At 72.7% G+C, this 25,072-nt stretch carries 18 protein-coding genes and 1 pseudogene; 9 read left to right on the forward strand and 10 right to left on the reverse strand.

Annotation, left to right across the window (positions count from 1 at the left end; all coding sequences use genetic code 11):
- Positions 1-73 precede the first annotated feature (73 nt).
- Together ACZ4V1_RS13270 and lgt are read left to right on the forward strand one after the other, a co-directional pair.
- Entirely contained in the window at positions 74-847 is a 774-nt protein-coding gene (locus ACZ4V1_RS13270; protein ID WP_468333896.1) for a DsbA family protein, read from the forward strand.
- 127 nt (positions 848-974) lie between these two features.
- The gene (gene lgt / locus ACZ4V1_RS13275; RefSeq protein ID WP_468333899.1) at positions 975-1,985 is read left to right on the forward strand and encodes a prolipoprotein diacylglyceryl transferase; all 1,011 of its coding nucleotides are present in this window, start codon (positions 975-977) and stop codon (positions 1,983-1,985) included.
- Between the two features lie 60 nt (positions 1,986-2,045).
- On the opposite strand, the gene ACZ4V1_RS13280 is transcribed toward lgt, so the two are convergent.
- The 6 genes and pseudogenes from ACZ4V1_RS13280 to ACZ4V1_RS13305 form a co-directional block, all read right to left on the reverse strand.
- A complete protein-coding gene (locus ACZ4V1_RS13280; protein WP_468333902.1) occupies positions 2,046-2,870 on the reverse strand; it encodes an HpcH/HpaI aldolase/citrate lyase family protein in 825 nt (274 codons plus the stop codon).
- Complete coding sequence (locus ACZ4V1_RS13285; RefSeq protein ID WP_468333905.1) at positions 2,867-4,090, reverse strand: CaiB/BaiF CoA transferase family protein; 1,224 nt, start codon at positions 4,088-4,090, stop codon at positions 2,867-2,869. The genes ACZ4V1_RS13280 and ACZ4V1_RS13285 overlap by 4 nt, the downstream gene beginning before the upstream one ends.
- The gene (locus ACZ4V1_RS13290) at positions 4,072-5,445 is read right to left on the reverse strand and encodes an ADP-ribosylglycohydrolase family protein (RefSeq protein ID WP_468333908.1); all 1,374 of its coding nucleotides are present in this window, start codon (positions 5,443-5,445) and stop codon (positions 4,072-4,074) included. The genes ACZ4V1_RS13285 and ACZ4V1_RS13290 overlap by 19 nt, the downstream gene beginning before the upstream one ends.
- Complete coding sequence (locus tag ACZ4V1_RS13295) at positions 5,433-6,611, reverse strand: ADP-ribosylglycohydrolase family protein (RefSeq protein WP_468333911.1); 1,179 nt, start codon at positions 6,609-6,611, stop codon at positions 5,433-5,435. The genes ACZ4V1_RS13290 and ACZ4V1_RS13295 overlap by 13 nt, the downstream gene beginning before the upstream one ends.
- A complete protein-coding gene (locus tag ACZ4V1_RS13300; RefSeq protein WP_468334822.1) occupies positions 6,608-7,798 on the reverse strand; it encodes an ADP-ribosylglycohydrolase family protein in 1,191 nt (396 codons plus the stop codon). Before ACZ4V1_RS13300 ends, ACZ4V1_RS13295 begins: the two co-directional genes overlap by 4 nt.
- A gap of 665 nt (positions 7,799-8,463) precedes the next feature.
- Positions 8,464-9,462, reverse strand: a pseudogene (locus ACZ4V1_RS13305) (ADP-ribosylglycohydrolase family protein); the annotation flags it as partial.
- Positions 9,463-9,707: 245 nt separating this feature from the next.
- Between ACZ4V1_RS13305 and ACZ4V1_RS13310 the strand changes: the two are divergent.
- The 3 genes from ACZ4V1_RS13310 (at position 9,708) to ACZ4V1_RS13320 (ending at position 16,878) form a co-directional block, all read left to right on the forward strand.
- Positions 9,708-10,439 carry a VIT1/CCC1 transporter family protein gene (locus tag ACZ4V1_RS13310; RefSeq protein ID WP_468333914.1) on the forward strand — a complete coding sequence of 244 codons (732 nt, stop codon included), beginning with the start codon at positions 9,708-9,710 and terminating at the stop codon, positions 10,437-10,439.
- Positions 10,440-10,868: 429 nt separating this feature from the next.
- Positions 10,869-15,422: a glutamate synthase large subunit gene (gene gltB / locus ACZ4V1_RS13315; protein ID WP_468333916.1), complete on the forward strand. Its 4,554-nt coding sequence runs from the start codon at positions 10,869-10,871 to the stop codon at positions 15,420-15,422.
- Complete coding sequence (locus tag ACZ4V1_RS13320) at positions 15,415-16,878, forward strand: glutamate synthase subunit beta (RefSeq protein WP_468333919.1); 1,464 nt, start codon at positions 15,415-15,417, stop codon at positions 16,876-16,878. Before gltB ends, ACZ4V1_RS13320 begins: the two co-directional genes overlap by 8 nt.
- A 103-nt stretch (positions 16,879-16,981) precedes the next feature.
- Here the strand turns inward: ACZ4V1_RS13320 and ACZ4V1_RS13325 are convergent, their stop codons facing one another.
- The gene (locus tag ACZ4V1_RS13325) at positions 16,982-17,884 is read right to left on the reverse strand and encodes a chitosanase (RefSeq protein WP_468333922.1); all 903 of its coding nucleotides are present in this window, start codon (positions 17,882-17,884) and stop codon (positions 16,982-16,984) included.
- Positions 17,881-18,810, reverse strand: coding sequence for a rhomboid family intramembrane serine protease (locus tag ACZ4V1_RS13330; RefSeq protein ID WP_468333925.1), 930 nt, complete (start codon positions 18,808-18,810; stop codon positions 17,881-17,883). Before ACZ4V1_RS13330 ends, ACZ4V1_RS13325 begins: the two co-directional genes overlap by 4 nt.
- Positions 18,811-18,962: 152 nt before the next feature.
- On the opposite strand from ACZ4V1_RS13330, the gene ACZ4V1_RS13335 reads away from it, so the two are divergent.
- Complete coding sequence (locus tag ACZ4V1_RS13335; RefSeq protein WP_468333928.1) at positions 18,963-19,688, forward strand: VWA domain-containing protein; 726 nt, start codon at positions 18,963-18,965, stop codon at positions 19,686-19,688.
- Positions 19,689-19,695: 7 nt separating this feature from the next.
- Here the strand turns inward: ACZ4V1_RS13335 and ACZ4V1_RS13340 are convergent, their stop codons facing one another.
- Together ACZ4V1_RS13340 and ACZ4V1_RS13345 are read right to left on the reverse strand one after the other, a co-directional pair.
- Complete coding sequence (locus ACZ4V1_RS13340; protein WP_468333931.1) at positions 19,696-20,331, reverse strand: SIMPL domain-containing protein; 636 nt, start codon at positions 20,329-20,331, stop codon at positions 19,696-19,698.
- 40 nt (positions 20,332-20,371) lie between these two features.
- A complete protein-coding gene (locus tag ACZ4V1_RS13345) occupies positions 20,372-21,274 on the reverse strand; it encodes a hypothetical protein (protein ID WP_468333934.1) in 903 nt (300 codons plus the stop codon).
- A gap of 138 nt (positions 21,275-21,412) precedes the next feature.
- Between ACZ4V1_RS13345 and ACZ4V1_RS13350 the strand changes: the two genes are divergently transcribed.
- The 3 genes from ACZ4V1_RS13350 (at position 21,413) to pepN (ending at position 24,930) form a co-directional block, all read left to right on the forward strand.
- The gene (locus ACZ4V1_RS13350) at positions 21,413-21,886 is read left to right on the forward strand and encodes a GNAT family N-acetyltransferase (protein ID WP_468333937.1); all 474 of its coding nucleotides are present in this window, start codon (positions 21,413-21,415) and stop codon (positions 21,884-21,886) included.
- A gap of 44 nt (positions 21,887-21,930) precedes the next feature.
- Positions 21,931-22,287: a chorismate mutase gene (locus ACZ4V1_RS13355; protein ID WP_468333940.1), complete on the forward strand. Its 357-nt coding sequence runs from the start codon at positions 21,931-21,933 to the stop codon at positions 22,285-22,287.
- Positions 22,288-22,431: 144 nt separating this feature from the next.
- Positions 22,432-24,930: an aminopeptidase N gene (gene pepN, locus ACZ4V1_RS13360; protein WP_468333943.1), complete on the forward strand. Its 2,499-nt coding sequence runs from the start codon at positions 22,432-22,434 to the stop codon at positions 24,928-24,930.
- Positions 24,931-25,072 lie beyond the last annotated feature (142 nt).

Genomic DNA, 25,072 nt, shown 5'->3' on the forward strand with positions numbered 1-25,072 from the left:
ACAGAGGTCCCTCGTACGGGTGGACCTGGGACCGGGGAGGCGCGCTGCGCCTCCCCGGTTCGTTCTGCGGGGTGTGAGCGAGAAGAACCGAGAGGGAAAGCGCACCGCCCGTCAGAAGCTGGCGGCCGAGCGCGAGAAGCAGAAGTCCAAGGACAAGCGCCGGCGCGCGCTGATCGTCGGCGCGAGCGTGGTCTGCGTCCTGGGCCTCGCGGCGGTGATCGGCGTGGTCGCCGCCAACGCGGGCAAGGACGACGGCAGCGAGTCGGCCGGCCCGATCGTGGCGCCCTCGGGCGCGCAGGGCAAGGACGGCCTCGCGATCCCCGTCGGCGAGGAGAGCGCCAAGTCGACGCTCGTCATCTGGGAGGACTTCCGCTGCCCGGCCTGCAAGGCCTTCGAGCTGGCGTACCGCGACACGATCCACGAGCTCACCGAAGCCGGGCAGCTCAAGGTCGAGTACCACCTGGCGACGATCATCGACGGAAACATGGGCGGCACCGGCTCCCGCAAGTCGGCCAACGCCGCCGCCTGCGCCCAGGACGCGGGCAAGTTCACGCCGTACCACGACGTGCTGTTCACCAATCAGCCGGCGGAGACCGACGACGCCTTCGCCGACGAGAACAAGCTGATCGACCTGGCGGGCAAGGTCGACGGCCTCGACACCGCCCTCTTTCAGGAGTGCGTCGAGGGCGGCACGCACAACAGCTGGGTGGAGAAGTCCAACGAGGCCTTCCGCGCCGGCGGCTTCAGCGGCACGCCGACCGTCCTGCTGGACGGCAAGAACATCTACCAGGACCGCTCCATGACACCGGCGAAGCTGAAGCAGCTGGTGCAGGACGCCGACAAGTAGCGCGCCGAGGGGCGGCGGAGCGCCCGCGGGGTTCGTCCCCGGGGCGCTCTTCCCGTCCGCCCGTTACGGACCCGTAGCCGGGCTGCCCGTCGCGGGTACCGTCCGACACGGTAGCGTCGACCCTGCCATGGAACTTGCCTTCATTCCCAGCCCGTCCAGCGGGGTGCTGCACCTCGGTCCCATCCCGCTGCGCGGCTATGCGTTCTGCATCATCATCGGCGTCTTCGTCGCCGTCTGGCTCGGCAACAAGCGCTGGATCGCCCGGGGCGGGCGGCCCGGCACGGTGGCCGACATCGCGGTCTGGGCCGTTCCCTTCGGTCTGATCGGCGGCCGGCTCTACCACGTGATCACGGACTACCAGCTGTACTTCAGCGAGGGCCGTGACTGGGTCGACGCCTTCAAGGTCTGGGAGGGCGGTCTCGGCATCTGGGGCGCGATCGCGTTCGGCGCGGTCGGCGCCTGGATCGGCGCCCGCCGCCGGGGCGTCCCGATGCCCGCGTACGCCGACGCCGTCGCCCCCGGCATCGCCCTCGCGCAGGCCATCGGCCGCTGGGGCAACTGGTTCAACCAGGAGCTGTACGGCAAGGCCACCGACCTGCCCTGGGCCGTGGAGATCACCTCGTCGGCCGACGGCCGGGTGCCGGGCACCTACCACCCGACCTTCCTGTACGAGTCGCTGTGGTGCATCGGCGTCGCCCTGCTCGTCATCTGGGCCGACCGCCGCTTCCGGCTGGGTCACGGGCGGGCGTTCGCGCTCTACGTCGCCGCGTACTGCGCGGGCCGGTTCTGGATCGAGTACATGCGCGTCGACGACGCCCACCACATCCTGGGCCTGAGGCTGAACAACTGGACCGCGCTCTTCGTGTTCCTGCTCGCCGTGGTCTACATCGTGCTCTCGGCGCGGACGCGTCCGGGCCGGGAACCCGTGGTCGAGCCGGGCGCGCCGGCCCCCGACGGCGACGCCGGGGACGACGCGGACGCCGGCTCCGAGGCTGCCGGGGGCGGCAAGGAGGCCGGTGACGCCGGTGACGCCGGCACCGTGGAGGACGAGAAGGACAAGAAGGACAAGAAGGACGTGAAGGAAGAGAAGGACGTGAAGGGGCTGAAGGACGGGGCAGACTCGGCCAAGAAGGGCTGACGGCCCGCCGCCGTATGTCGCCGAGGGCGCCCGGGACCGGCCGGGCGCCCTCGGCGTGTGTCAGGACAGGGTGGGCCGCCGGGCCAGTGACAGGGTGCGCTGCGCCGTCGCCACCACCGCCGCGTCGACGAACCGTCCGTCCGGCAGTGCCAGCGCGCCCGGCTGCGCGGTGGCCGCCTTGACGATCGTCTCCGCCTCCTCCAGCTCCCGCTCGGTCGGCAGATACGCCCGCTCGATGATCGGCAGCTGACGGGGGTGGATCGCGGCCCGCCCGAGGAACCCCAGGGCGCGGCCGTGGGCACAGGACGCCGCCAGGCCCTCCAGGTCCCGGGTGTCCGGATGCACCGTCTGCGACGGCGGCGCCAGGCCCGCCGCCCGCGCGGCCACGACCACGCGCGAGCGCGACCAGTCCAGACCCGTGTCGCCGCGTACGCCCAGGTCGGCGCGGAGATCGGCCTCGCCGAGGGCGACGCCGCGCAGTGCCGGGTGGGCCGCGGCGATCCGGTACGCCCGCTCCACGCCGAGGGCCGTCTCCAGGAGCGCGTACAGGGGCGGGCCGCCGGTGGCCGCCGCGACGCCCGTGATCTGCTCCGGGGACGTCACCTTGGGCAGCCGCAGCCCGGACAGTCCCGGCAGCGCGGCCAGCGCCGTCAGGTCCGCCTCGGCGAGCGGACCGTCCAGGGCGTTCACGCGGACGTGGACCGGCACCGGCTGCGGCTCGGTGAGCAGCTCGGCGGTGGCCTTCCGGGCGTACTCCTTGCGGTCCGGGGCGACCGCGTCCTCCAGGTCGATCACCACGACGTCGGCACCGGCGGCCAGCGCCTTGGCGACCACCCGGGGCCGGTCGCCGGGGGCGTACAACCAGGTCAGCGGAGGTGCGGTCATACGACGCCCGCCTCACGCAGCTCCTTCACATCCGCCGGGGACAGGCCCAGCTCGGTCAGCACCTCCTCGGTGTCCGCGCCGTGCGGACGGCCCGCCCAGCGGATCGCGCCGGGGGTCGCGGAGAGCCGGAAGAGGACGTTCTGCATGCGCAGCGGGCCCAGCTCGGGATCGTCGACGGTGGTGACGGTGTCGAGGGCCTGGTACTGCGGGTCGGCCATCACGTCCCGTACGTCCTGGACCGGCGCGACGGCGGCCTCGGCCTTCTCGAACTCGGCGAGTACGTCGGCGCGGCCGTGCCGGGCGATCCACTCGCCGACCGCCGCGTCGAGCACGTCGGCGTGCCGGGCCCGGTCCGCGCCCGTGGCGAACCAGGGCTCGTCGATCAGCTCCGGGCGGCCCACCAGGCGCAGCACGCGCTCGGCGACCGACTGGGCCGAGGTGGAGACGGCGACCCAGGTGCCGTCGGCGGTGCGGTACGTGTTGCGCGGGGCGTTGTTCTGGGAGCGGTTGCCGGTGCGGGGCTGGACGTGGCCGAGCTGGTCGTACCAGGTCGGCTGCGGGCCCAGCACGGTCAGGATCGGCTCGATGATCGCCATGTCCACGACCTGGCCCTCGCCGGTGCGGTCCCGGGCGGCCAGCGCGGTCATCACGGCGTACGCCGTCGCCAGTGCGGCGATCGAGTCCGCGAGGCCGAACGGCGGCAGCGTCGGGGGCGCGTCCGGCTCCCCGGTCATCGCGGCGAAGCCGCTCATGGCCTCGGCGAGCGTGCCGAAGCCCGGGCGGCGCGCGTACGGGCCGAACTGGCCGAAGCCGGTGACCCGGGTGAGGACCAGGCGCGGGTTGACGGCGGACAGCTCGTCCCAGCCCAGGTCCCACTTCTCCAGGGTGCCGGGGCGGAAGTTCTCGACGACGACGTCGGCGGTCGCGGCGAGGCGGAGCAGGGTGGTGCGGCCGGCGGGCTTGGACAGGTCCAGGGTGATCGTGCGCTTGTTGCGGCCCAGCAGCTTCCACCACAGGCCGATGCCGTCCTTGGACGGGCCGTGGCCCCGGGAGGGGTCGGGCCGGTCGGGGTGTTCGACCTTGACCACCTCGGCGCCGAAGTCGCCGAGCATGGTGGCGGCCAGCGGGCCCGCGAAGAGGGTGGCGAGGTCGAGGACCCGCAGCCCGGCCAGCGGAGCGGCCGAGGCGGCGGGGGCAGGGGTCACGAGGGGCTGGGGCATGGGCGGGCGGCCTCCCTGTGGGTGAGGTGGGCGAGGGTGTCGAAGCCGGTGCCGTCGAAGTCGCCGATCGAGGTGGCCAGGCGGTTCTTCAGCGGCGCCGTCCAGTGCTCGGGCAGCGCGGCGGGAGATCCGGCGAGCAGACCGGCGACGCTGCCGGTGGTGGCGCCGTTGGAGTCGGTGTCCCAGCCTCCCGAGACCGCGCGGGAGACCGAGCCGGTGAAGTCGCCGTCCGCGTGGGTGAGGGCGGCGGCGATCAGAGCGGTGTTGGGAACGGCGTGGACCCAGTGGTGGGTGGGGGAGTGGCGGGCGTGGAGCGCGTCCACGACCGAGTCGAAGTCGGCGTGCGTCTCGGCCAGGCGGACGGCATGCCGGACGGCCTCGGCGAGGCGGGAGCCGGGCGGTACGACCGCGAGACCGGCGCGCAGACAGGCGTGGACGTCGTGCGTGCCGGTGGCGGCGGTGGCGATGACGGCCGCCGCGAACATGGCCGCGTAGACGCCGTTGGCGGTGTGGGTGAGGGTCGCGTCGCGGTGTGCCTGTTCGGCGGCCGCGGCCGGGGCGCCGGGGTTGGTCCAGCCGTGCACGTCGGCGCGGATCAGGGCGCCGATCCACTCGCGGAAGGGGTTGCGGTGGCGGGCGGTGTGCGGGGGTTCGAGGCCGGTGAGGAGATTGCGGTAGGCGATGCGCTCGGCGGTGAAGGCGCGGCCGGCGGGGAGCTCGTCGAGCCAGACGCGGGCCACGTCGGCGGTGGTGAAGGCCCTGCCGTGGCGCTGGAGCAGCAGGAGGCCGAGGACGGGGTAGTCGAGGTCGTCGTCCTCGGGCATGCCGTCGATGTTCTCGGCGAGGGAGGTGGGCGCGGAGCGGCGGTTCCAGGGGTACCTGGCGGTGAGGTCCGCCGGGAGGCCGCGGGCGGTGAAGTAGGTGGTCGGGGGCCAGTTGCCGGTGGCCCGGGCGAGGAGGCGGATGCCGGTCAGGGGAAGCTTCTCGACGGGCTTGCCCAGGAGGCAGCCGACGGCCCGGCCGAGCCAGGCGGCTTCCAGGCGGGCCGGGGAAACGGCCGCGGGGCGGGGTGCGGGCCAGTCGGGACACAGGGGTCTGATGCGGTCGAGCTCCGTCGGTTCGGCTTCCGCCAAGGCGCTGGGCAGGGCGGCCAGTTCGTCCAGCAGGTCGTCCGCCAGGAGGCGGAGGCCGGGGGAGCCCGGCTGCGCGGACGCGCCCGCTCGGGCGGGGGCGTCCGAGCCGCCCGCGGCTCTCCAGCGGGCCGCGACCGCCGACGGGTCGCGGCCGTCCTGCGCCGCCTGGCGCAGTTCGTGGCCGATCAGGTCCTCGGGCTGGACCCAGGTCAGCCGGAGCATCCCGCGCCTCCGATCGCGGCGAACGCCCGCTCGTGGACACGGCGCCGCTCCACGTCGCGCTCGAAGACCTCCCGGGCCACGGTGGTGAGCGCCGCGGCCGGTTCCCACAGGTCGAGGCGGCTCGCCTCCGCGACCTGCTTCGCCCAGTCCTCCGGGACCGGTGAGCCCAGCGCACCGGCCAGCGCGCCCGCCATCGTGGCGATGGAGTCGCAGTCGCGGCCGTAGTTCACCGAGCCGAGCACCGCGTGCCGGTAGTCGCCGCCGGAGACGAGCAGCATGCCGAGGGCGACGGGCAGTTCCTCGATCGCGTGCAGGCGGGACGGGCGGCGGGCGCCGAGCGAGGGCGCGCGATAGTCGGGGCCCACGGTGTCGTACGGTGCCACCGCCTCCCGCAGCGGCACGAGCGCCGACTCGAAGTCCGAGTAGCGGGAGGCCGCTTCGCAGACCGCCTCGATCGCCGCCCGGGTGCCGTCCTTCGCCAGGGCCAGGCACGCCGCCACCACCGAGTCCGGCGTCGCCCCGGGCACGCACGCCGCGGCCACCGCCGCCGCGAGGACACCGGCCGCCTCACGGCCGTACGACGACTGGTGCGCGCCCGCGACGTCCAGTGCCTCGGCGTAGGCGCCCGCCGGGTTGGCCGCGTTGACCAGGCCGACGGGCGCCGTGTACATCGCGGCGCCGCAGTTGACGATGTTGCCGGTGCCCGCCTCGCGCGGGTCGGCGTGACCGTAGTGGATCCTCGCCACCAGCCACTTCTCCGCCAGGAAGATCCGCTGGAGGGGAAGTGCCGCTGCCTCCAGTTCCGGGATCCAGCGCGGGGTGGTCATCAGGTCCGGCACCAGGTGCTCGGCGACCGCGTAGGCGTCGAGGTGGTCGCGGACGGTGCCGTACACCCGTACCAGCGCGTGGGTCATCAAGGTGTCGTCGGTGACGTGGCCGTCGCCCTTGTGGTACGGCGCGATGGGGCGTGCGGTGCGCCAGGCCTCGCCGTTCCAGGGGCCGACGACGCCGTGGACGCGGCCGCCGTGGCGTTCGAGGATCTGCTCGGGGGAGTAGCCCTCGACCGGGCCGCCTAGCGCGTCACCGACGGCCGCGCCGACGAGGGCGCCGGTGACGCGTTCCTCCAGGGTCGCCGTGCCGTTTTCCGCCGTGCCGGTTGTCCTCATGTCGCGAGTCGCCCTTCTTTCGCTTCTTGCCCTTCTTGTCCTTCTCGGTCTTCTCGGCCTTCTGGGTCTTCTTCTCGTCGGGAAGGCTGCGTGGCGTGCAGGAGTCCGGCGAGTTCGACCAGGTCGGTACCGGTGAGGCGGGGGAGCACGCAGCCGGGGAGGGTGCGGCAGGTCTCCCGCCAGGACGCGGGGATCGCCATGCCGCCGCCCAGCGCGCCGGTGAGCGCGCCGGCCAGCGCGGGAGCGGAGTCCGCGACCCTGGAGAGACAGGCGGCGGCCGGTACCGCCTCCGCGATGCGGCCCCGGGCGGCGGTGGCCAGGGCCAGGGCGACCGGGACGGTTTCGGCGGCGGCGATGCCGTAGCTGTACACATGGTCGACGATCTGGTGCTCCAGCAGCGGGACGAGGGCGAAGGTGCTCTCGGCGTCCGCGGCCAGGGCCAGTGCCTGCCGGGCGTTGCGGCCGATCTCCGTCTCCTCGGGGAGCTCGGCGAGCGCGGCCGTCACACAGGTGCGTACACCGGCGCCGTCGAGGGCGCACGCCACTGCCGCCGCCATGGCCCGGGCGCCGTGTACGCCGTCGCCGTCCTGGGTGTAGCGGGCGTCGAACTCGGCCAGGTCGGCGGCGAGTCGCGGGTCGCCGGGGTGGGCGACGGCGAGAACGCAGGCCCGGACGCAGGCGGCGTCGTCGAAGTAGTGCGGGTTGTCGTGGCCGGTGGCGGGCGGGCGCAGGCCGGTGGCGAGGTTGCCGAGCCCGGCCCGTACCGAGATGCGGGCCCGCAGCGGCAGTACCGCCGACTCGGTCTCCGGGGCGCGCTCCGTCGCCGCGGCCACCTCGCTGGCGACGGCGTTCCAGGTCAGGTCGATCGCCGCCCGCATCCGGCGTTCCCGGCCGAGCTCCCCGAGCACGCTGCCGTCCCCGGCCCGCAGCACCGCCTCCGCGGCGAACGCGGCCCACTCGGCGTCGTCGGAGGGGCCGAGGCGCAGCGGCTCCGGGGGCTGGTTCAGGGCGATGGGGACGGGGAGGGTGGTGGTGGCGTTCTGCTCGGCGAAGGTGTCCAGCTCGCGGGTGAGGCGGCGCGTCCACTCGGGCATCCGGGCGGCCCGGTGCCGGGCGGCGGGCCAGCCGGCGGCGTCCCCCGCGGCGAGGCCGAGGAGAAGCCCTTCGATGCGATCGGGCCGCGTCACCGTGTGGAGCGGTGCGGTGGTCTCGGTCCCGGGTGTGGTGTGGAGCGGTGCGGTGGTCTCGGTCCCGGGTGGGGTGTGGGGCGGTGTGGTGGTGTCGGTCCCGGGTGTGGTGTGGGGCGGTGCGGTGGTGTCGGTCCCCGGCGCGGTGGCTTCGCTCCCCGGCCGGTGCCCGCTCCCGGCGGACGGGGCCTCCTCCGGTGCGCCGGGCGGGGCGACGTACGCGGTGGTGACCGGTTCCTCACCGCCGGGACGTGCCCTGCTCACGGTGCCACCCCCGCCGCCATGTCGTCGTCCGGCACCGGCTCGCGCCCTGCACGCCCTGCGGTGCTCGCCTCCGGGTCGGTCGGGCCGGGCTGCGCCGGGTGTCGGCCCGCTGCCGCCGGGGCGTCTGCGTGTACCGAGTCGCTGCGCCGTGTGAGCGCGCGGTGCGGGCCCTGGTGCGTGTGCCCGTCGCCCGGTACCGGAGCGAGTCGACCGCCCGGTGCGGGCCCTGGCTCGTGCCCCGGCGTGGGCCCCGGCCCGGCGGGGACCGTGTCGGCGGGGTACGGCACGGGACCGGTGTGCCGTGTGGTGGGTTCGGCCGGGGGCGGGGCGACGCCCCGGTGCGGGGGCTCGTCCTGTGGGATCTCCCCGGGCCGGGTGGTGTCCGCGCGGTCCTTCGAGGGCTCCGTGCCCCCCGTCAGGAGGTCGGCCACCTCGAGCACGTGGTGGCCGGCCATCGCCGGGAGGCAGCTGCCGCGGGCCGGGCCGATGGCCGACGCCCACTCGGCCGGGATGGCGGCGGCCCCCTGGGTCGCGCCGGCCAGGGCACCGGCGACCGCCGCCGTGGTGTCGGCGTCGCGGCCCATGTTGACGGCCGTCAGCACGGCGTCCGTGAAGTCGCCGTCGGCCGCCGCGTACGCGCCGAAGGCGAGGGCGACCGCCTCGGGTGCCAGGTCGGTCCAGGGGTAGCCGCCGATGACCACCGCGGAGCGGACGGCGCGTTCCCCGAGGTGGGACGCGTTCATCGCGCGGCGCAGACAGCGAGCCGTCCAGGAGTCGTCCGGGACGACGGCCAGCGCGGAGGCCACGACCGCGACGGTCGGCGCCCCCGCCATCGCCGCCGCGACACCCGCCGCCACCGCCTGGCCGCCGTAGATGCCCTCGCCCTCGTGGCTGACCGAGCCGTCGATCGCCACCAGCCGGGCCGCCTCGGCGGGACGGCCCGCGGCGAAGACGCCGTAGGGCGCGGCCCGCATGGCCAGCCCGTCGCTCCAGGCATGGCGGTGCTGGGCCGAGATGGGGGCGGCCAGGCCCCGGCGCAGGTTCTCCAGGGTGCCGCGTTCGCTGAAACCCGCGCCCCGGAACGGGCCCTCCTCACGGTCCGCGATCCACTCGTGCCAGGCCGTCTCCACATCGGCCGGGGTCAGCGCGGAGCCGTACCGGGCCAGCAGCAGGCCAGAGAAGATCGCGTACTCGGTGTCGTCGGTGCCGGCCGGCTTCTCGGCCACGTACCCCGTGATGCGGCCCCAGCGGGCGCGGATCTCGGAGGGCTTCATGTTCTCGGCCGGCGCCCCGAGGGCGTCACCGACGGCCAGTCCCAGCAGCGCGCCCCGGGCCCGTTCGCGGAGCCCGACGGCGTCCCCGTGCGCGGCGGCCGGGGGAATGCAGGCGGTGGATGCCATGCGGCCTCTCCTCTCCCTTTGCGCATCTGTCCCCGGTGCGGTGCGGCGCGCAGCCTCACAGGGCTCAGCGTCACCCGGTCGACATCTGCGCGGGCATGATCACGAATGAGCACAGGAGGGTAAACCCGCAGGTAAGCCCAGCCTTTCCTTGCTGGCGAGGCGGAAATGACCGACGTAGATTGGGTGTTGTCGAGAAGTAGAAACTGTCCAAACTGGCTCCGAAATCAATCTCCCGGGGGACCCTCATGGCCATCATCGAGACCGAGGCGCCGCTGCACGAGGCGCACCGCGACAACCACACGCACCGCGACGTGAACGGCGGCTGGCTGCGCCCCGCAGTCTTCGGCGCGATGGACGGACTGGTCTCCAACCTCGCCCTGATGACCGGTGTCGCCGGCGGCACGGCGAGTCAGCAGACCGTGGTGATCAGCGGGCTCGCCGGTCTCGCCGCCGGCGCCTTCTCCATGGCCGCCGGCGAGTACACCTCCGTCGCCTCGCAGCGCGAGCTGGTCGAGGCCGAGCTGGACGTGGAGCGACGGGAGCTGAGGAAGCACCCGGCGGACGAGGAGGCCGAGCTGGCCGCGCTCTACGAGGCGCGGGGCGTCGAGCCGAAGCTCGCGCGTGAGGTGGCCCGGCAGCTGTCCCGCGACCCCGAGCAGGCGCTGGAGATACACGCCCGTGAGGAGCTGGGCATCGATCCCGGTGACCTGCCCTCACCGACGGTCGCGGCCGTGTCGTCCTTCGGTTCCTTCGCGCTGGGCGCCCTGCTCCCCGTGGCGCCCTTCCTGCTGGGTGCCGGTGCGCTGTGGCCCGCGGTCGTGCTCGCGCTGGCCGGGCTCTTCCTGTGCGGCGCGGTGGTGGCCAAGGTGACGGCACGCAGCTGGTGGTACAGCGGGCTGCGGCAGCTCGCCCTCGGCGGTGCGGCGGCCGGTGTGACGTACGCCCTGGGCAGCCTGTTCGGAACGGCCGTAGGATAGTCCGGCTCGAACTTATGCGGCAGCACGCATAAGTAGCCGTTACTCGCTGGTTTCGAGTGCGTAATCTCCGGGCATGAGCCGTAAGCGCTGCGGGCAATGACGCCTGCCGCGCACCCGCGGGGCGAGCGACGGTGCTCCCTCCGCGCCTTCGGGCCGACGGGCATCGATCTGTCCGCTTCGGCCTCCATAGCCTCCACCGCCGGGCGCGGTACCCCCGCCGCGAACCGCTCGGCGTCCGCATGTTGGAACGGATTATCCCGCTTCCCGAGAAACGCTCCATCATGTAGCCTGCACCAAATTTTGCACTCACGCAGAGGGCCAACGTCGTCCCTCGGCAGCCGCACATGCCAGATGACGACGACGGGAGAGCCGATGCGTACGCCGCGCCAGCCGTCCCAGCACTCCGCGAATGGCCAGAACCGGTCCTTCATGGATGCTCGCCCTGCCGCGCAGGGTATGTACGACCCCCGCAACGAGCACGACGCCTGCGGCGTCGGTTTCGTCGCCACTCTCACCGGCGAGGCGTCCCACACCCTGGTCGACCAGGCACTCACCGTGCTGCGCAACCTGGAGCACCGCGGTGCCACCGGCTCCGAGCCCGACTCGGGCGACGGCGCGGGCATCCTCTCCCAGGTGCCGGACGCCTTCTTCCGCGAGGTGGCCGGATTCGAGCTGCCCGAGGCCGGGGCGTACGCCGTCGGTATCGCCTTCCTGCCGGGGGACGGCACCGAGGACGTCGTCTCGCAGATCGAGACGATCGCGACCGAGGAGGGCCTCACCGTCCTCGGCTGGCGCGAGGTCCCGGTCGCCCCGGAGATGCTGGGCACCACGGCCCGTTCGACGATGCCGGTCTTCCGCCAGATCTTCGTGGCCGACGGGGAGTCGCGGGGCATCGCCCTCGACCGCCGCGCCTTCGCGCTGCGCAAGCGCGCCGAGCGCGAGGCCGGCGTCTACTTCCCGTCGCTGTCCGCGCGGACGATCGTCTACAAGGGCATGCTGACCACCGGCCAGCTGGAGCCCTTCTTCCCCGATCTGTCCGACCGCCGCTTCGCCTCCGCGATCGCGCTCGTGCACTCCCGGTTCTCGACGAACACCTTCCCGGCCTGGCCGCTCGCCCACCCGTACCGCTTCGTCGCGCACAACGGCGAGATCAACACGGTCAAGGGCAACCGCAACTGGATGGTCGCCCGCGAGTCCCAGCTCGTCTCCGACGTCTTCGGATCGTCCTCCGACCTGGACCGGATCTTCCCGATCTGTACGCCGGACGCCTCCGACTCCGCCTCCTTCGACGAGGTCCTCGAACTGCTGCACCTCGGCGGGCGCTCGCTGCCGCACTCCGTGCTGATGATGATCCCGGAGGCGTGGGAGAACCACGACTCGATGGACGCGGCCCGGCGCGCCTTCTACCAGTTCCACTCCACGATGATGGAGCCCTGGGACGGACCCGCCTGCGTCACCTTCACCGACGGCACCCAGGTCGGCGCCGTCCTCGACCGCAACGGCCTGCGCCCCGGCCGCTACTGGGTCACCGACGACGGACTCGTCGTCCTCGGCTCCGAGGTCGGCGTCCTGGACATCGACCCCGCGAAGGTCGTCCGCAAGGGCCGCCTGCAGCCCGGCCGCATGTTCCTCGTGGACACCGCCGAGCACCGCATCATCGAGGACGACGAGATCAAGGCCCAGCTCGCGGCGGAGCAGCCGTACGCCGAGTGGATCGAGGCCGGCGAGATCGAACTGTCCGACCTGCCCGAGCGCGAGCACATCGTGCACACCCACGCCTCGGTCACCCGCCGCCAGCAGACCTTCGGATACACCGAGGAGGAGCTGCGCGTCATCCTCGCGCCGATGGCCAAGGCCGGCGCCGAGCCGATCGGCTCCATGGGCACCGACTCGCCGATCGCGGCGCTCTCCGACCGCCCCCGGCTGCTCTTCGACTACTTCACCCAGCTCTTCGCGCAGGTCACCAATCCGCCGCTGGACGCGATCCGCGAGGAACTGGTCACCTCCCTGCGCTCCTCGCTCGGCCCGCAGGGCAACCTGCTCGAGCCCTCGGCCGCGTCCTGCCGCAGCGTCCTGCTGCCCTTCCCGGTGATCGACAACGACGAGCTGGCCAAGCTCATCCACATCAACGCCGACGGCGACATGCCCGGCTTCAAGGCCGCGACCCTCTCCGGTCTCTACCGGGTGCACGGCGGCGGTGACGCGCTGGCCGCGCGCATAGAGGAGATCTGCGCCGAGGCCGACGCCGCGATCGAGAACGGCGCCCGGCTGATCGTCCTCTCCGACCGCCACTCGGACGCCGAGCACGCCCCGATCCCGTCGCTGCTGCTCACCGCGGCCGTCCACCACCACCTCATCGGCACCAAGCAGCGCACCCAGGTGGGCCTGCTGGTCGAGGCCGGCGACGTCCGCGAGGTGCACCACGTCGCGCTGCTCATCGGCTACGGCGCCGCGGCGGTCAACCCGTACCTGGCCATGGAGTCCGTCGAGGACCTGGTCCGCGCGGGCACCTTCCTGCAGGCCGTCGACGGCGAGCCCGAGCAGGCCATCCGCAACCTGATCTACGCCCTCGGCAAGGGCGTCCTCAAGGTCATGTCCAAGATGGGCATCTCCACCGTCGCCTCCTACCGCGGCGCCCAGGTCTTCGAGGCCGTCGGCCTCGACGAGGCCTTCGTCGCCAAGTACTTCAACGGCACCGCCACCAAGATCGGCGGCGTCGGCATCGACGTGATCGCCGAGGAGGTCGCCGCCCGCCACGCCAAGGCCTACCCGGCCAGCGGCATCGCGCCCGCCCACCGGGCGCTGGACATCGGCGGCGAGTACCAGTGGCGCCGCGAGGGCGAGCCGCACCTGTTCGACCCGGAGACGGTCTTCCGCCTCCAGCACTCCACCCGCTCCGGCGAGTACGACATCTTCAAGAAGTACACCGAGCGCGTGAACGAGCAGTCCGAGCGGCTCATGACGCTCCGCGGGCTCTTCGGCTTCAAGGCCGGAGCCGACGGCCGGCAGCCGATCCCCATCGACGAGGTCGAGCCCGTCTCCGAGATCGTCAAGCGCTTCTCCACCGGCGCCATGTCGTACGGCTCCATCTCCCAGGAGGCGCACGAGACCCTCGCCATCGCCATGAACCAGCTGGGCGGCAAGTCCAACACCGGTGAGGGCGGCGAGGACCCGGAGCGCCTGTACGACCCGGCGCGGCGTTCGTCGATCAAGCAGGTCGCCTCCGGCCGCTTCGGCGTCACCAGCGAGTACCTGGTCAACGCCGACGACATCCAGATCAAGATGGCCCAGGGCGCCAAGCCCGGCGAGGGCGGCCAGCTGCCCGGCCACAAGGTGTACCCCTGGGTCGCCAAGACCCGGCACAGCACTCCGGGCGTCGGCCTGATCTCCCCGCCGCCGCACCACGACATCTACTCCATCGAGGACCTGGCCCAGCTGATCCACGACCTGAAGAACGCGAACCCGCAGGCGCGGATTCACGTCAAGCTGGTCTCCGAGGTCGGCGTCGGCACGGTCGCGGCGGGTGTGTCCAAGGCGCACGCGGACGTCGTCCTCATCTCCGGCCACGACGGCGGCACCGGCGCCTCCCCGCTCACGTCGCTCAAGCACGCGGGCGGTCCCTGGGAGCTGGGCCTCGCCGAGACCCAGCAGACCCTGCTGCTCAACGGCCTGCGCGACCGGATCGTCGTCCAGACCGACGGGCAGCTCAAGACCGGGCGGGACGTCGTCATCGCGGCCCTGCTCGGCGCCGAGGAGTTCGGTTTCGCGACCGCGCCGCTCGTCGTCTCCGGCTGCGTCATGATGCGCGTCTGCCACCTGGACACCTGCCCGGTCGGCATCGCCACCCAGAACCCGGTGCTGCGCGACCGGTTCTCCGGCAAGGCCGAGTACATCGTGAACTTCTTCCGGTTCATCGCCGAGGAGGTCCGCGAGATCCTCGCCGAGCTGGGCTTCCGCTCCATCGAGGAGGCCGTCGGCCACGCCGAGACCCTCGACGTCACCCGCGCCGTCGACCACTGGAAGGCACAGGGCCTCGACCTGGAGCCGCTGTTCCACGTGCCCGCGCTGCCCGAGGGCGCGGTGCGCCACCAGGCCGTCGGCCAGGACCACGGCCTGGAGAAGGCGCTCGACAACCAGCTGATCAAGCTCGCGTCGGACGCGCTGGCCGCCTCCGAGGCCACCGACGCCGCGCCGGTGCGCGCCCAGGTCGCGATCCGCAACATCAACCGCACGGTCGGCACCATGCTCGGCCACGAGGTGACCAAGAAGTTCGGTGGCGCGGGCCTGCCCGACGACACCGTCGACATCACCTTCACCGGCTCCGCCGGCCAGTCCTTCGGTGCCTTCGTCCCGCGCGGCATCACGCTGCGCCTGGAGGGCGACGCCAACGACTACGTCGGCAAGGGTCTCTCCGGCGGCCGCATCGTCGTCCGCCCCGACCGGGGCGCCGACCACCTCGCCGAGTACTCCACCATCGCCGGCAACACCATCGGCTACGGTGCCACCGGCGGCGAGATGTTCCTGCGCGGCAAGGTCGGCGAGCGCTTCTGCGTCCGCAACTCCGGCGCGCTGGTCGTCTCCGAGGGCGTGGGCGACCACGGCTGCGAGTACATGACCGGCGGCCACGCGGTCGTCCTCGGCGAGACCGGGCGCAACTTCGCGGCCGGCATGTCCGGCGGCATCGCGTACGTCGTCGACCTGCGCCGCGACAACGTCAACGCCGGCAACGTCGGCGCGATCGAGGCCCTCGACGACGCCGACAAGCAGTGGCTGCACGACGTGGTGCGCCGGCACCGGGAGGAGACGGGCTCGACCGTCGCCGAGAAGCTGCTCGCCGAGTGGCCCGCCGCCGTGGAGCGCTTCAGCAAGATCATCCCCAGTACGTACAAGGCAGTGCTCGCCGCCAAGGACGCCGCCGAGCGAGCCGGTCTCTCCGAGACCGAGACCACCGAGAAGATGATGGAGGCGGCGACCAATGGCTGATCCCAAGGGCTTCCTGAACCACGGGCGCGAGGTCGCCAAGACCCGCCCCGTCGAGGAGCGCGTCAAGGACTGGAACGAGGTCTACGTCCCCGGCTCCCTGCTGCCGATCATCAGCAAGCAGGCCAGCCGGTGCATGGACTGCGGAATCCCGTTCTGCCACAACGGCTGCCCGCTCGGGAACCTGATCCCCGAGTGGAACGATTACGCCTACCGCGAGGACTGGCAGGCCGCGCAGGAGCGCCTGCACGCCACCAACAACTTCCCGGAGTTCACCGGCCGCCTGTGCCCGGCTCCGTGCGAGTCGGCGTGCGTGCTCGGCATCAACCAGCCGCCGGTCACCATCAAGAACGTCGAGGTCTCGATCATCGACAAGGCGTGGGAGACCGGGGACGTCGCCCCGCAGATCCCCGAGCGCCTGTCGGGCAAGACCGTCGCCGTCATCGGCTCGGGCCCGGCGGGCCTGGCCGCGGCCCAGCAGCTCACCCGGGCCGGACACACCGTCGCCGTCTACGAGCGCGCGGACCGCATCGGAGGCCTCCTCCGCTACGGCATCCCCGAGTTCAAGATGGAGAAGCGGCACATCAACCGCCGTATCGAGCAGATGCGCGCGGAGGGCACCCGCTTCCGCACCGGCGTCGAGATCGGCCGCGACCTCAAGGCCGGCGACCTCAAGAAGCGCTACGACGCCGTGGTCATCGCCGCCGGTTCCACCACCGCCCGCGACCTGCCGGTCCCCGGCCGCGAGCTGAACGGCATCCACCAGGCGATGGAGTACCTGCCCCTGGCCAACAAGGTCCAGGAGGGCGACTACGTGGCGCCCCCGATCTCCGCCGAGGGCAAGCACGTCGTCGTCATCGGCGGCGGCGACACCGGCGCCGACTGCGTGGGCACCGCCCACCGCCAGGGCGCGGCCTCCGTCACCCAGCTGGAGATCATGCCCCGGCCGGGCGAGGAGCGGGACGCGGTGCGCCAGCCGTGGCCGACCTTCCCGATGCTCTACAAGGTCACCTCGGCCCACGAGGAGGGCGGCGAGCGGGTCTACGCCGTCTCCACCACCCACTTCGAGGGCGACGAGGACGGCAACGTCCAGTGGCTGCACATGAGCGAGGTCGAGTTCGTCGACGGCAAGCTCACCCCGAAGCCGGGCACCGAGCGCAAGATCCCGGCCCAGCTGGTCACCCTCGCCATGGGCTTCACCGGCACCGACCGGGAGAACGGGCTGGTGGACCAGTTCGGCCTGGAGCTCGACGCACGGGGTAACATCGCCCGGGACGCCGACTTCCAGACCAACGTGCCGGGTGTGTTCGTCGCCGGTGACGCCGGCCGCGGCCAGTCGCTCATCGTCTGGGCGATCGCGGAGGGCCGCTCGGCCGCCCGCGGCGCCGACAGCTTCCTGACCGGAGCCAGCGAACTGCCGGCCCCGATCCGGCCGACGGACCGCGCCCTCGCGGTCTGACGGACGGACAACCGAAGAACGTCCCGCACAAAGGCGTGCGGAACACTGATGGCGCCTGCCCCGTCCCCGACCGGACAAAGGGCAGGCGCCGTCGCATGCGCGCCTACGGCAGCCGGTAGGTCTCCCCGTACATCTCCCACACCAGAGGCGTGTCGAGCCTCATGTTCCCGGCCTCCAGGAACCGGCGCTGCGCCGTGTCCACTCGCGAGGTGTCGATACCCGGACGCTTCGCCCTCATGGCCTCCCGGCGCACGTCCAGGAAGGCATCCAGGTAGGCCTTCTCGGAGCCGCCCTGCCCCGGCGTCTTCGCCTTGCGCATGGCCTGCTCGCGCAGCCCGTAGAAGCCCTCGGCGTCCGTGTCGGGGCCGTGGAAGACCATCGCGTCGAAGTACACGAACTGGCCCAGCGTGCCGAGGCCGTCCAGCTTGGCCAGGCGGACGGCCGGTTCGAAGTAGACGCGGTCGCGCTCCTCCTCCTGGGCCTCGCGGAACGCCGGGAGCTCCGCCTCCGCCTGCCAGGCGGCCGTGAAGCCCGGGTCCAGCCCCTCGTGGGAGTCGCTGCCGTCGACCTCGCGCAGAGCGGGCAGGTACTTCGCCAGGCCGTTGCCCGGATGGGCCTCGGTGTAGCGCTCGACCAGGTTGAGCAGATCGTGGGTGCCGGAGCAGAAGCCGATGATGCCCGCCGTGTAACCGCACCCGTCGCCCAGATCCTCGATGGCGCCGTACGAGGTGCGCCACTTCGTGGTCGAGTTCTCGGCGCTGGACACCAGCTGCTGGGCCAGCTCCTTCTTCGCGGGGGCGGCGAGCCCCGGCGGCAGGCCGGCGATCAGCGCGTCGTCCGCCTCCCGCTCCTGCTCGGCCCGGCTCTTGGCGTCCTCACGGGACGACTGGGTGGTGGCCGCGGGCGGCGTCACGGGGGCGTCGGCCGAGTCCGTCGGCATCACGAAGTACACCCCCGTGGCGATCACGGGAACGGCCGCGAGGAGCAGCACACCGGCACGTTTCACTGGGGGATCCCTCCACCTGACATCTCCGACACCTTGACCGCCGCCGTCACCGCCAGCAGCACCACCAGCCCCGCGCAGGCACCCGCCTGCACCGCCACCCGGCGCCCGTCCCGGGGCGCGTACGCGTACGCCGACGCCACCACACCGCCCGCCAGCAGTCCGCCGAGGTGGCCCTGCCAGGAGGTGAGCCCGGCGGAGAGCACCAGCCACAGCAGCAGGAACGCCATGAAGCGGTTGACGGAGGCCATGTCCGCGCCGACCCGGCGGGCCAGCACGTAGTACGCGGCCCCCAGGCCGAAGATCGCGCCGGACGCGCCGACCGAGGGCTGACCGGGGTCGGCGAGCAGCAGTTCGAGTACCGAGCCGCCGAGCGCCGACAGCAAGTAGAGCACGGCATGGCGGATACGGCCGAGCATCGGCTCCACCACACGCCCCAGCTGCCACAGCGCGACCATGTTCATCACGATGTGGAGGATCCCGAACGTGCCCTCGGTCGGCTCCAGGTGCAGGAAGGCACTGGTCAGCATCCGCTCCCACTCGCCGGCGACGACCCCCTCGGCGTGGAAACCGCCGACGTGACCGCTTTGGTAGACGTAGTGGCCGCCGTCCGGGCCGACCAGCCGCGCCCCGACCATCTCGAACCGGTCCACGACCTGCGGACGCACCGACTCCGCCAGGTAGGCCAGGACGTTGAGCCCGATCAGCACGTACGTGACCACGGGCGTCGTCGAGACCCGCCCGCCGACGATCGTCCTGGCCTGCCGTACGGACCGCGCCCCCGCCTTCACGCAGTCGGGGCAGTGGTGCCCCACGGACGCCTCGCGCATGCAGTCGGGACAGATGCGGCGCTCGCAGCGGGTGCAGCGGACATGGCACTCCACCGCGGGATGGCGGTAGCAGGTGGTGACGGTGGACTCGGAATCCACGGCCGGCTCCTCGGGACGGGACGGACGGTGAGCCGGTGGGGACGGCGGCGAACAAAGTAGCGAACGCCGGTGGACGAGCTGAGAGGCGGGGTGCGCCGTGCCGTAACCTCGGCAGCCAGATGCCGTACGTACGGGGTGACGGGGGAGTCCGCATGGCCGCGATCAGTCTCACCAAGGTGCGGGAGACCGCGCCGGCGCTGGTCGATCTCTACAAGAGCGCCGGGGTGTCGCTGACCAAGCACGGGCTGGAGGGGGCCCGGGCGGCGGTCTACCTCGTCGTCGACTACTCCGGGTCGATGAAGCCGTACTACAAGGACGGCAGCGTGCAGGCGCTCGCCGACCGGGTGCTCGGGCTGTCCGCGCACCTCGACGACGACGGCACCGTGCCGGTGGTGTTCTTCTCCACGGACGTCGACGCCGTCACCGAGATCGCGCTCGCCGACCACCGGGGACGGATCGACCGGATCGTGGCCGGCCTCGGGCACATGGGCAAGACCAGCTACCACGTGGCCATGGACGCCGTCATCGACCACTACCTCGACAGCGGCGCCCGCCACCCCGCCCTGGTCGTCTTCCAGACCGACGGCGGCCCCATCAACCGGCTCGCCGCGCAGCGGTACCTGTGCAAGGCGGCACACCTGCCGCTGTTCTGGCAGTTCGTCGGCTTCGGCGACCCGGACAGCCGCCAGTTCGAGTACCTGCGGGGGCTCGACGAACTGGCGGTACCGGAGAAGCGGGTCGTCGACAACGCCGGGTTCTTCCACGTGGGCCGCGACCCGCAGAAGGTGACCGACGCCGAGCTGTACGACCGCCTGGTGGACGAGTTCCCCAGGTGGCTGACGGCCGCACGCGCGCAGGGCATCGTGCGGCCCGCCTGAGACGGCGTCAGTGCGTCAGGGAGTACCCCAGCACCACGCCCGCCGACACCTCCACCATCCCCGGCGCCAGGTCGCCGGCCGAGCTGCCGCCCCCGCCGCCGTGGCCGCGGTACTGGGCGAAGGACTCGGCGTCCACGTCCTGGACGTGCACCACCGGGCCCAGCCGCACGCCCGCCGCCTCCGTGTACACCTCGGCCTTCCGGCGGGCGGCGGCCACGGCCCTGCGGCGGGCCTCGTCGCGCATCGCCGGCTTGTCGTGCACGTCGAACTCGACGCTGTCGATCCGGTGCGCCCCCGCGTCGACCGCGTCCACGATCAGCCGCTGGAGATCGTCCAGCGCCCCGGTCTCCACGGAGTACGAGGCCTGACAGCGGTAGCCGGCGAACGTCCGCTCACCGCCGTAGCCGTTGTACTCCGAGCTGAGCGTGAGCCGGGACCCCGAGACCGAGGTGTCCGGTATCCCGTGGCGGCGCAACACGTCGCGCAGCCGCGCCACGGCCGTGCCCGCCTCCCGGAAGGCCCGGTCCGGCGAGGGCTCCAGCACGTCCACCGCCAGCTTCACCCGCACCAGCTGCGGTTCGACCCGCACACTGCCCGCACCGAACACACTGAGCCCCCAGGGCTCCCTGATCGTCTCCGTCATGCGCGCATTGAAGCACCGTCCGCCCCGTCCGCGTGTCCACTCAGGTGTCGCACTCCAGCACCGTCCGGCACAGCCCGCACCGTGCCCGTACCCGCCCCCGCACCGGCACCCGGATCCGCTGATGACAGGTCGGGCAGGGGAACGAGACCCGCAGCGGTCCACGCTCCTCGGGAGTGAAGGAGTACGGGCCGCCGTCCGTCCGCGGAACGGAGGCGGCGTGCGGGTCCTGGGCGTGGCGGCGGTCCCGGGCGTACCGGCGGCGGCCCGCCCAGCCGGCCGCGGTGAGCGGCGGCTGCTGCTCGTCCCGGCGGGCCCGGGCCATGCCCTTGACGTACGCCGTGTAGGCCTGCGGACTGGTGAACCACACCGACGGGTCCTCCCCGAAGACCAGCGCCCGCTTGGCCAGGACGTAGCCGAACTCCTCCGGTGTCAGATACCCGAGCTTCTGCGACGACGCCGAGTCCTCCCGGTAGGCGTCCAGCAGCAGCCAGCCGGCGCCCAGGTACGCCGCCGCGGTGTCGGTGAGGATCTCGTTGTCCCGGGTGCCGGGGAAGGACAGGTCGAGGCGGTGCAGGTACACGTGCATCACCTCGTGCGCGAGGGCCGCGCCGATGTCCCGGCGGTGGGTGCGGAAGCGGTCGTTCAGCTCGATGAAGTACTCGGGGCCCGCCGCGAGCTCGACGGTCGCCGCGTGCGTCATCTCGCGGAAGGAGACGATCATCCGGGCATCGGGGAGGTGATAGTGACGCACCAGCTCGTGAGCCACCCGCTGTGCGCCCAGATACAGGTCGTCGGTGTCACAGAACGCCACGTCGCCCGGGGCCACGCTGGCCGAGAACGTCCGCACGGTGTCGTACGACAGCCGTCTGTAGAGCGCGGTGACGGCGGCCCGCACCGTCTCCAGGTGCGGGTAACCGTGCTCGACCGGTCCGCCGTTCGCCACGTCTGAACCCCCAAGACGCCTGAACCCTTCTCCCACTGTACGAGGAGCGCCACCGTACGGGGAGCGTCGCACCGCCACCCGCGCCGCCCGGCGGAAACCGTTCGCCCCGCGCTCCGGCCTACGGCACAATCCGGGACCGTGACCAGCGAACAGCGCCCCGCCGCCACCGCCTCCCTGCACGTCGGCGGCGCGGACGACGACCTGGAACAGCGGCTCGACGCCGAGCTGACCGCCTTCAACACCGCGGCCGCCGACGGCGCGCGGACCGAACCCCTCACCGTGCGCGTCACCGACGAGGCGGGCGTCCTGGTCGGCGGCCTCACCGCCTGGACCTGGGGCACTCTCGCCTCCGTGGACATGCTGTGGGTGCGCGAGGACCGGCGGCAGGCCGGCTGGGGGAGCCGGCTGATGCGGGCGGCGGAGGAGGAGGCCGTCCGGCGCGGCTGCACCGACATGATCGTGTCCACCTACAGCTTCCAGGCGCCCGGCTTCTACCCGACGCTCGGCTTCCGCGAGCGGGGCCGTATCGAGGGCGTGCCCGGCGGACACGAGGACGTGTACTTCCACAAGCGCATCGGCGCCGGCGGCACCGGCGGGCTTCTCGGGGCCTGAGACGGACTGCGGCGGCCCGGCGTCCGCCCGTAGGGTTGGCGCTCATGACCACCAGCAACGCCGGAACCGGTGCCGTCGACCCCGCCGTCCGCGAAGAGCTGGCCCGGCTGCGGGACAGCATCGACAACATCGACGCGGCCGTCGTCCACATGCTCGCCGAGCGCTTCAAGTGCACCCAGCAGGTCGGCCACCTCAAAGCCGGGCACCAGCTGCCGCCCGCCGATCCGGCCCGTGAGGCCAAGCAGATCGCCCGGCTGCGCGCCCTCGCCGAAAGTGCCAAGCTGGACCCGGCGTTCGCCGAGAAGTTCCTGAACTTCATCATCGCCGAGGTGATCCACCACCACGAGCGCATCGCCGAGAGCAACGGCAACGGCAACGGCACGGCCCCGGCCTCCGGCTGAGCCGAGTCCCGCGAGCGCGCGCCCCCGCGTCCCCGGCCCACCGGGGCGCACGCCGGGGGCGCGGCGGCCTCGTACGGACCGGACATAATCCGCGTACCGATCCGCCTCTGTGCCGTGCCGACCCCATCAGGCAGCATGTCGTGCATGTCCGTACTGACGCGCGACGAAGCGCAGACCCGAGCCCGGCTCCTCGACGTCCACCACTACGCGATCGACCTCGACCTGACCCGTGGGGACGAGACCTTCGACTCCCGCACCGTCATCCGGTTCACCGTCCGCGGCGAGGCGGACACCACGGACACCTTCGTCGAGGTCAAGCCCGCCGAGCTGCGCACCGTAACCCTGGACGGACACCCCCTCGGCCCGGACACCCTGGACGAGAACCGGCTGGCGCTCAAGAACCTCACCCCCGGCGAGCACGAACTGCGCGTCGAGGCCGCCATGCGCTACTCCAGCACCGGCGAGGGCATGCACCGCTTCACCGACCCCGCCGACGGCGAGACCTACGTCTACACCCAGCTGTTCCTGGACGACGTCCAGCGCGTCTTCGCCGCCTTCGACCAGCCCGACCTCAAGGCCGTCTTCGACCTGACCGTCACCGCGCCCCAGGGCTGGACCGTCCTCGCCAACGGCATCACCGAACACACCGGCGACGGCCACTGGAAGGCCGCCACCACCCCCCTCATCTCCACCTACCTCGTCGCCGTCGCCGCCGGTCCCTGGCACTCCGTGCGCACCGAACACCGCGGCCTGCCCTTCGGCATCCACTGCCGCCGCTCACTCGCCCCGCATCTGGACGCCGACGCCGACGAACTCTTCGAGGTCACCCGCGGCTGCTTCGACCGCTACCACGAGAAGTTCACCGAGCCCTACCCCTTCGACTCCTACGACCAGGCGTTCGTCCCCGAGTTCAACGCCGGCGCCATGGAGAACCCCGGACTGGTCACCTTCCGCGACGAGTTCGTCTTCCGCTCCGCCGTCACCGCCACCCAGCGGCAGACCCGCGCCATGGTCATCGCGCACGAGATGGCCCACATGTGGTTCGGCGACCTCGTCACCCTCCGGTGGTGGGACGACATCTGGCTGAACGAGTCCTTCGCCGAGTACATGGGCTACCAGACCACCGCCGAGGCCACCCGCTTCACCGACACCTGGACCGACTTCGGCGTCACCCGCAAGCCCTGGGGCTACGACGCCGACCAGCGCCCCTCCACCCACCCCGTCGCCCCCGAACACGTCGAGGACACCGCCTCGGCCCTCCTCAACTTCGACGGCATCTCCTACGCCAAGGGCGCCTCCGCCCTGCGCCAGCTCGTCGCCTGGCTCGGCGAGAAGGACTTCCTCGCCGGCATCAACACCCACTTCGACCGGCACAAGTTCGCCAACGCCGACCTCGCCGACTTCATCGACTCCCTCGCCGCCGCCACCGACCGCGACGTCCACGCCTGGGCCGACGCCTGGCTGCGCACCACCGGCGTCGACACCCTCGCCCCACGCGTCACCGGCGACAACGGCAGCCGCGCGCTCACCGTCGACCGCACCGGCACCCGCCCCCACCGCATCGCCGTCGGCCTCTACGACCAGGACCTCACCGACGAGGGCCGGCTCACCCTGCGCGAACGACTCGACCTCGACGTCCCCCAGGCCGAGCCCCGGCCCATCGGCAAGCGCCCCGCCCTGGCCGTCCTCAACGACGGCGACCTGAGCTACGCCAAGATCCGCTTCGACGCCGAGTCCTTCGCCGCCCTGCGCACCGGCCTGTCCGGCCTGCCCGACCCGCTCACCCGGGCCGTCGTCTGGAACGCCCTGCGCGACGCCGTCCGCGACGGCGAACTCCCCGCCGGCGCCTACCTGGACATCGCCCGCGCCCACCTGCCTCACGAGACCGACCTCGCCCTCGTCGACGGCGTTCTCGCCTTCGCCGCCGGCCAGGTCGCCGACCGCTACGTCACCCCCGAGCAGCGGCCCGCCGCCCTGACCACCCTGACCGACCTGTGCCGCGACCTCATCCGCCGCACCGAGGACGGCGACCACCCCGGACTGCGCCTCATCGCCGTACGGCACCGCATCGCCACCGCCGCCCACCCCGACACCATCGCCGCCTGGCTCGCCGACGGCACCGTCCCCGGCGGCCCCGAACTCGACCCCGAGCTGCGCTGGCGCATCCTCACCCGCCTCGCCGTCCTCGGCGCCGCCGACGAGGCCGCCATCACCGCCGAGCTGGAACGCGACCCGAGCGCCAGCGGCCAGGAGGGCGCCGCCCGCTGCCTGGCCGCGCTGCCCCACCCCGAGGCCAAGAGCCGCGCCTGGGAGACCATGTTCTCCTCCGACGACCTCTCCAACTACCTGTTCACCGCCACCGCCCAGGGCTTCTGGCAGCCCGAACAGGCCGACCTCGTGCGCGACTACGTGCCGCGCTACTACCCCGAGGCGGTCGCCGTCGCCGCCCGCCGCGGCCCCGCCATCGCCGACGCCGCCGGCCGCTGGGCCTTCCCCGCCCACGCCGTCGACGCCGACAACCTGCGCCTCGGCCGGGAATGCCTGAGCGACGCCGACCCGGTCCCCGCCCTGCGCCGCAAGCTCGCCGACCAGCTCGACGACCTGGCCCGGGCCCTGCGGGTACAGGAGACGGACGCGGACTGACGTCAGACGCGGCCGGTCCCCCGCTTCGGGGACCGGCCGCGCGCATACCCCTTTCGGGTTGTGATCGTTGGGCTGTCCGGCGCACGCGCGCGACCGCGTTCAAGCTGGAACCCCCGCCCACCCGTCACCCGGCCGCCGCCCC

Source organism: Streptomyces sp. NPDC028991 (genome assembly GCF_055564775.1).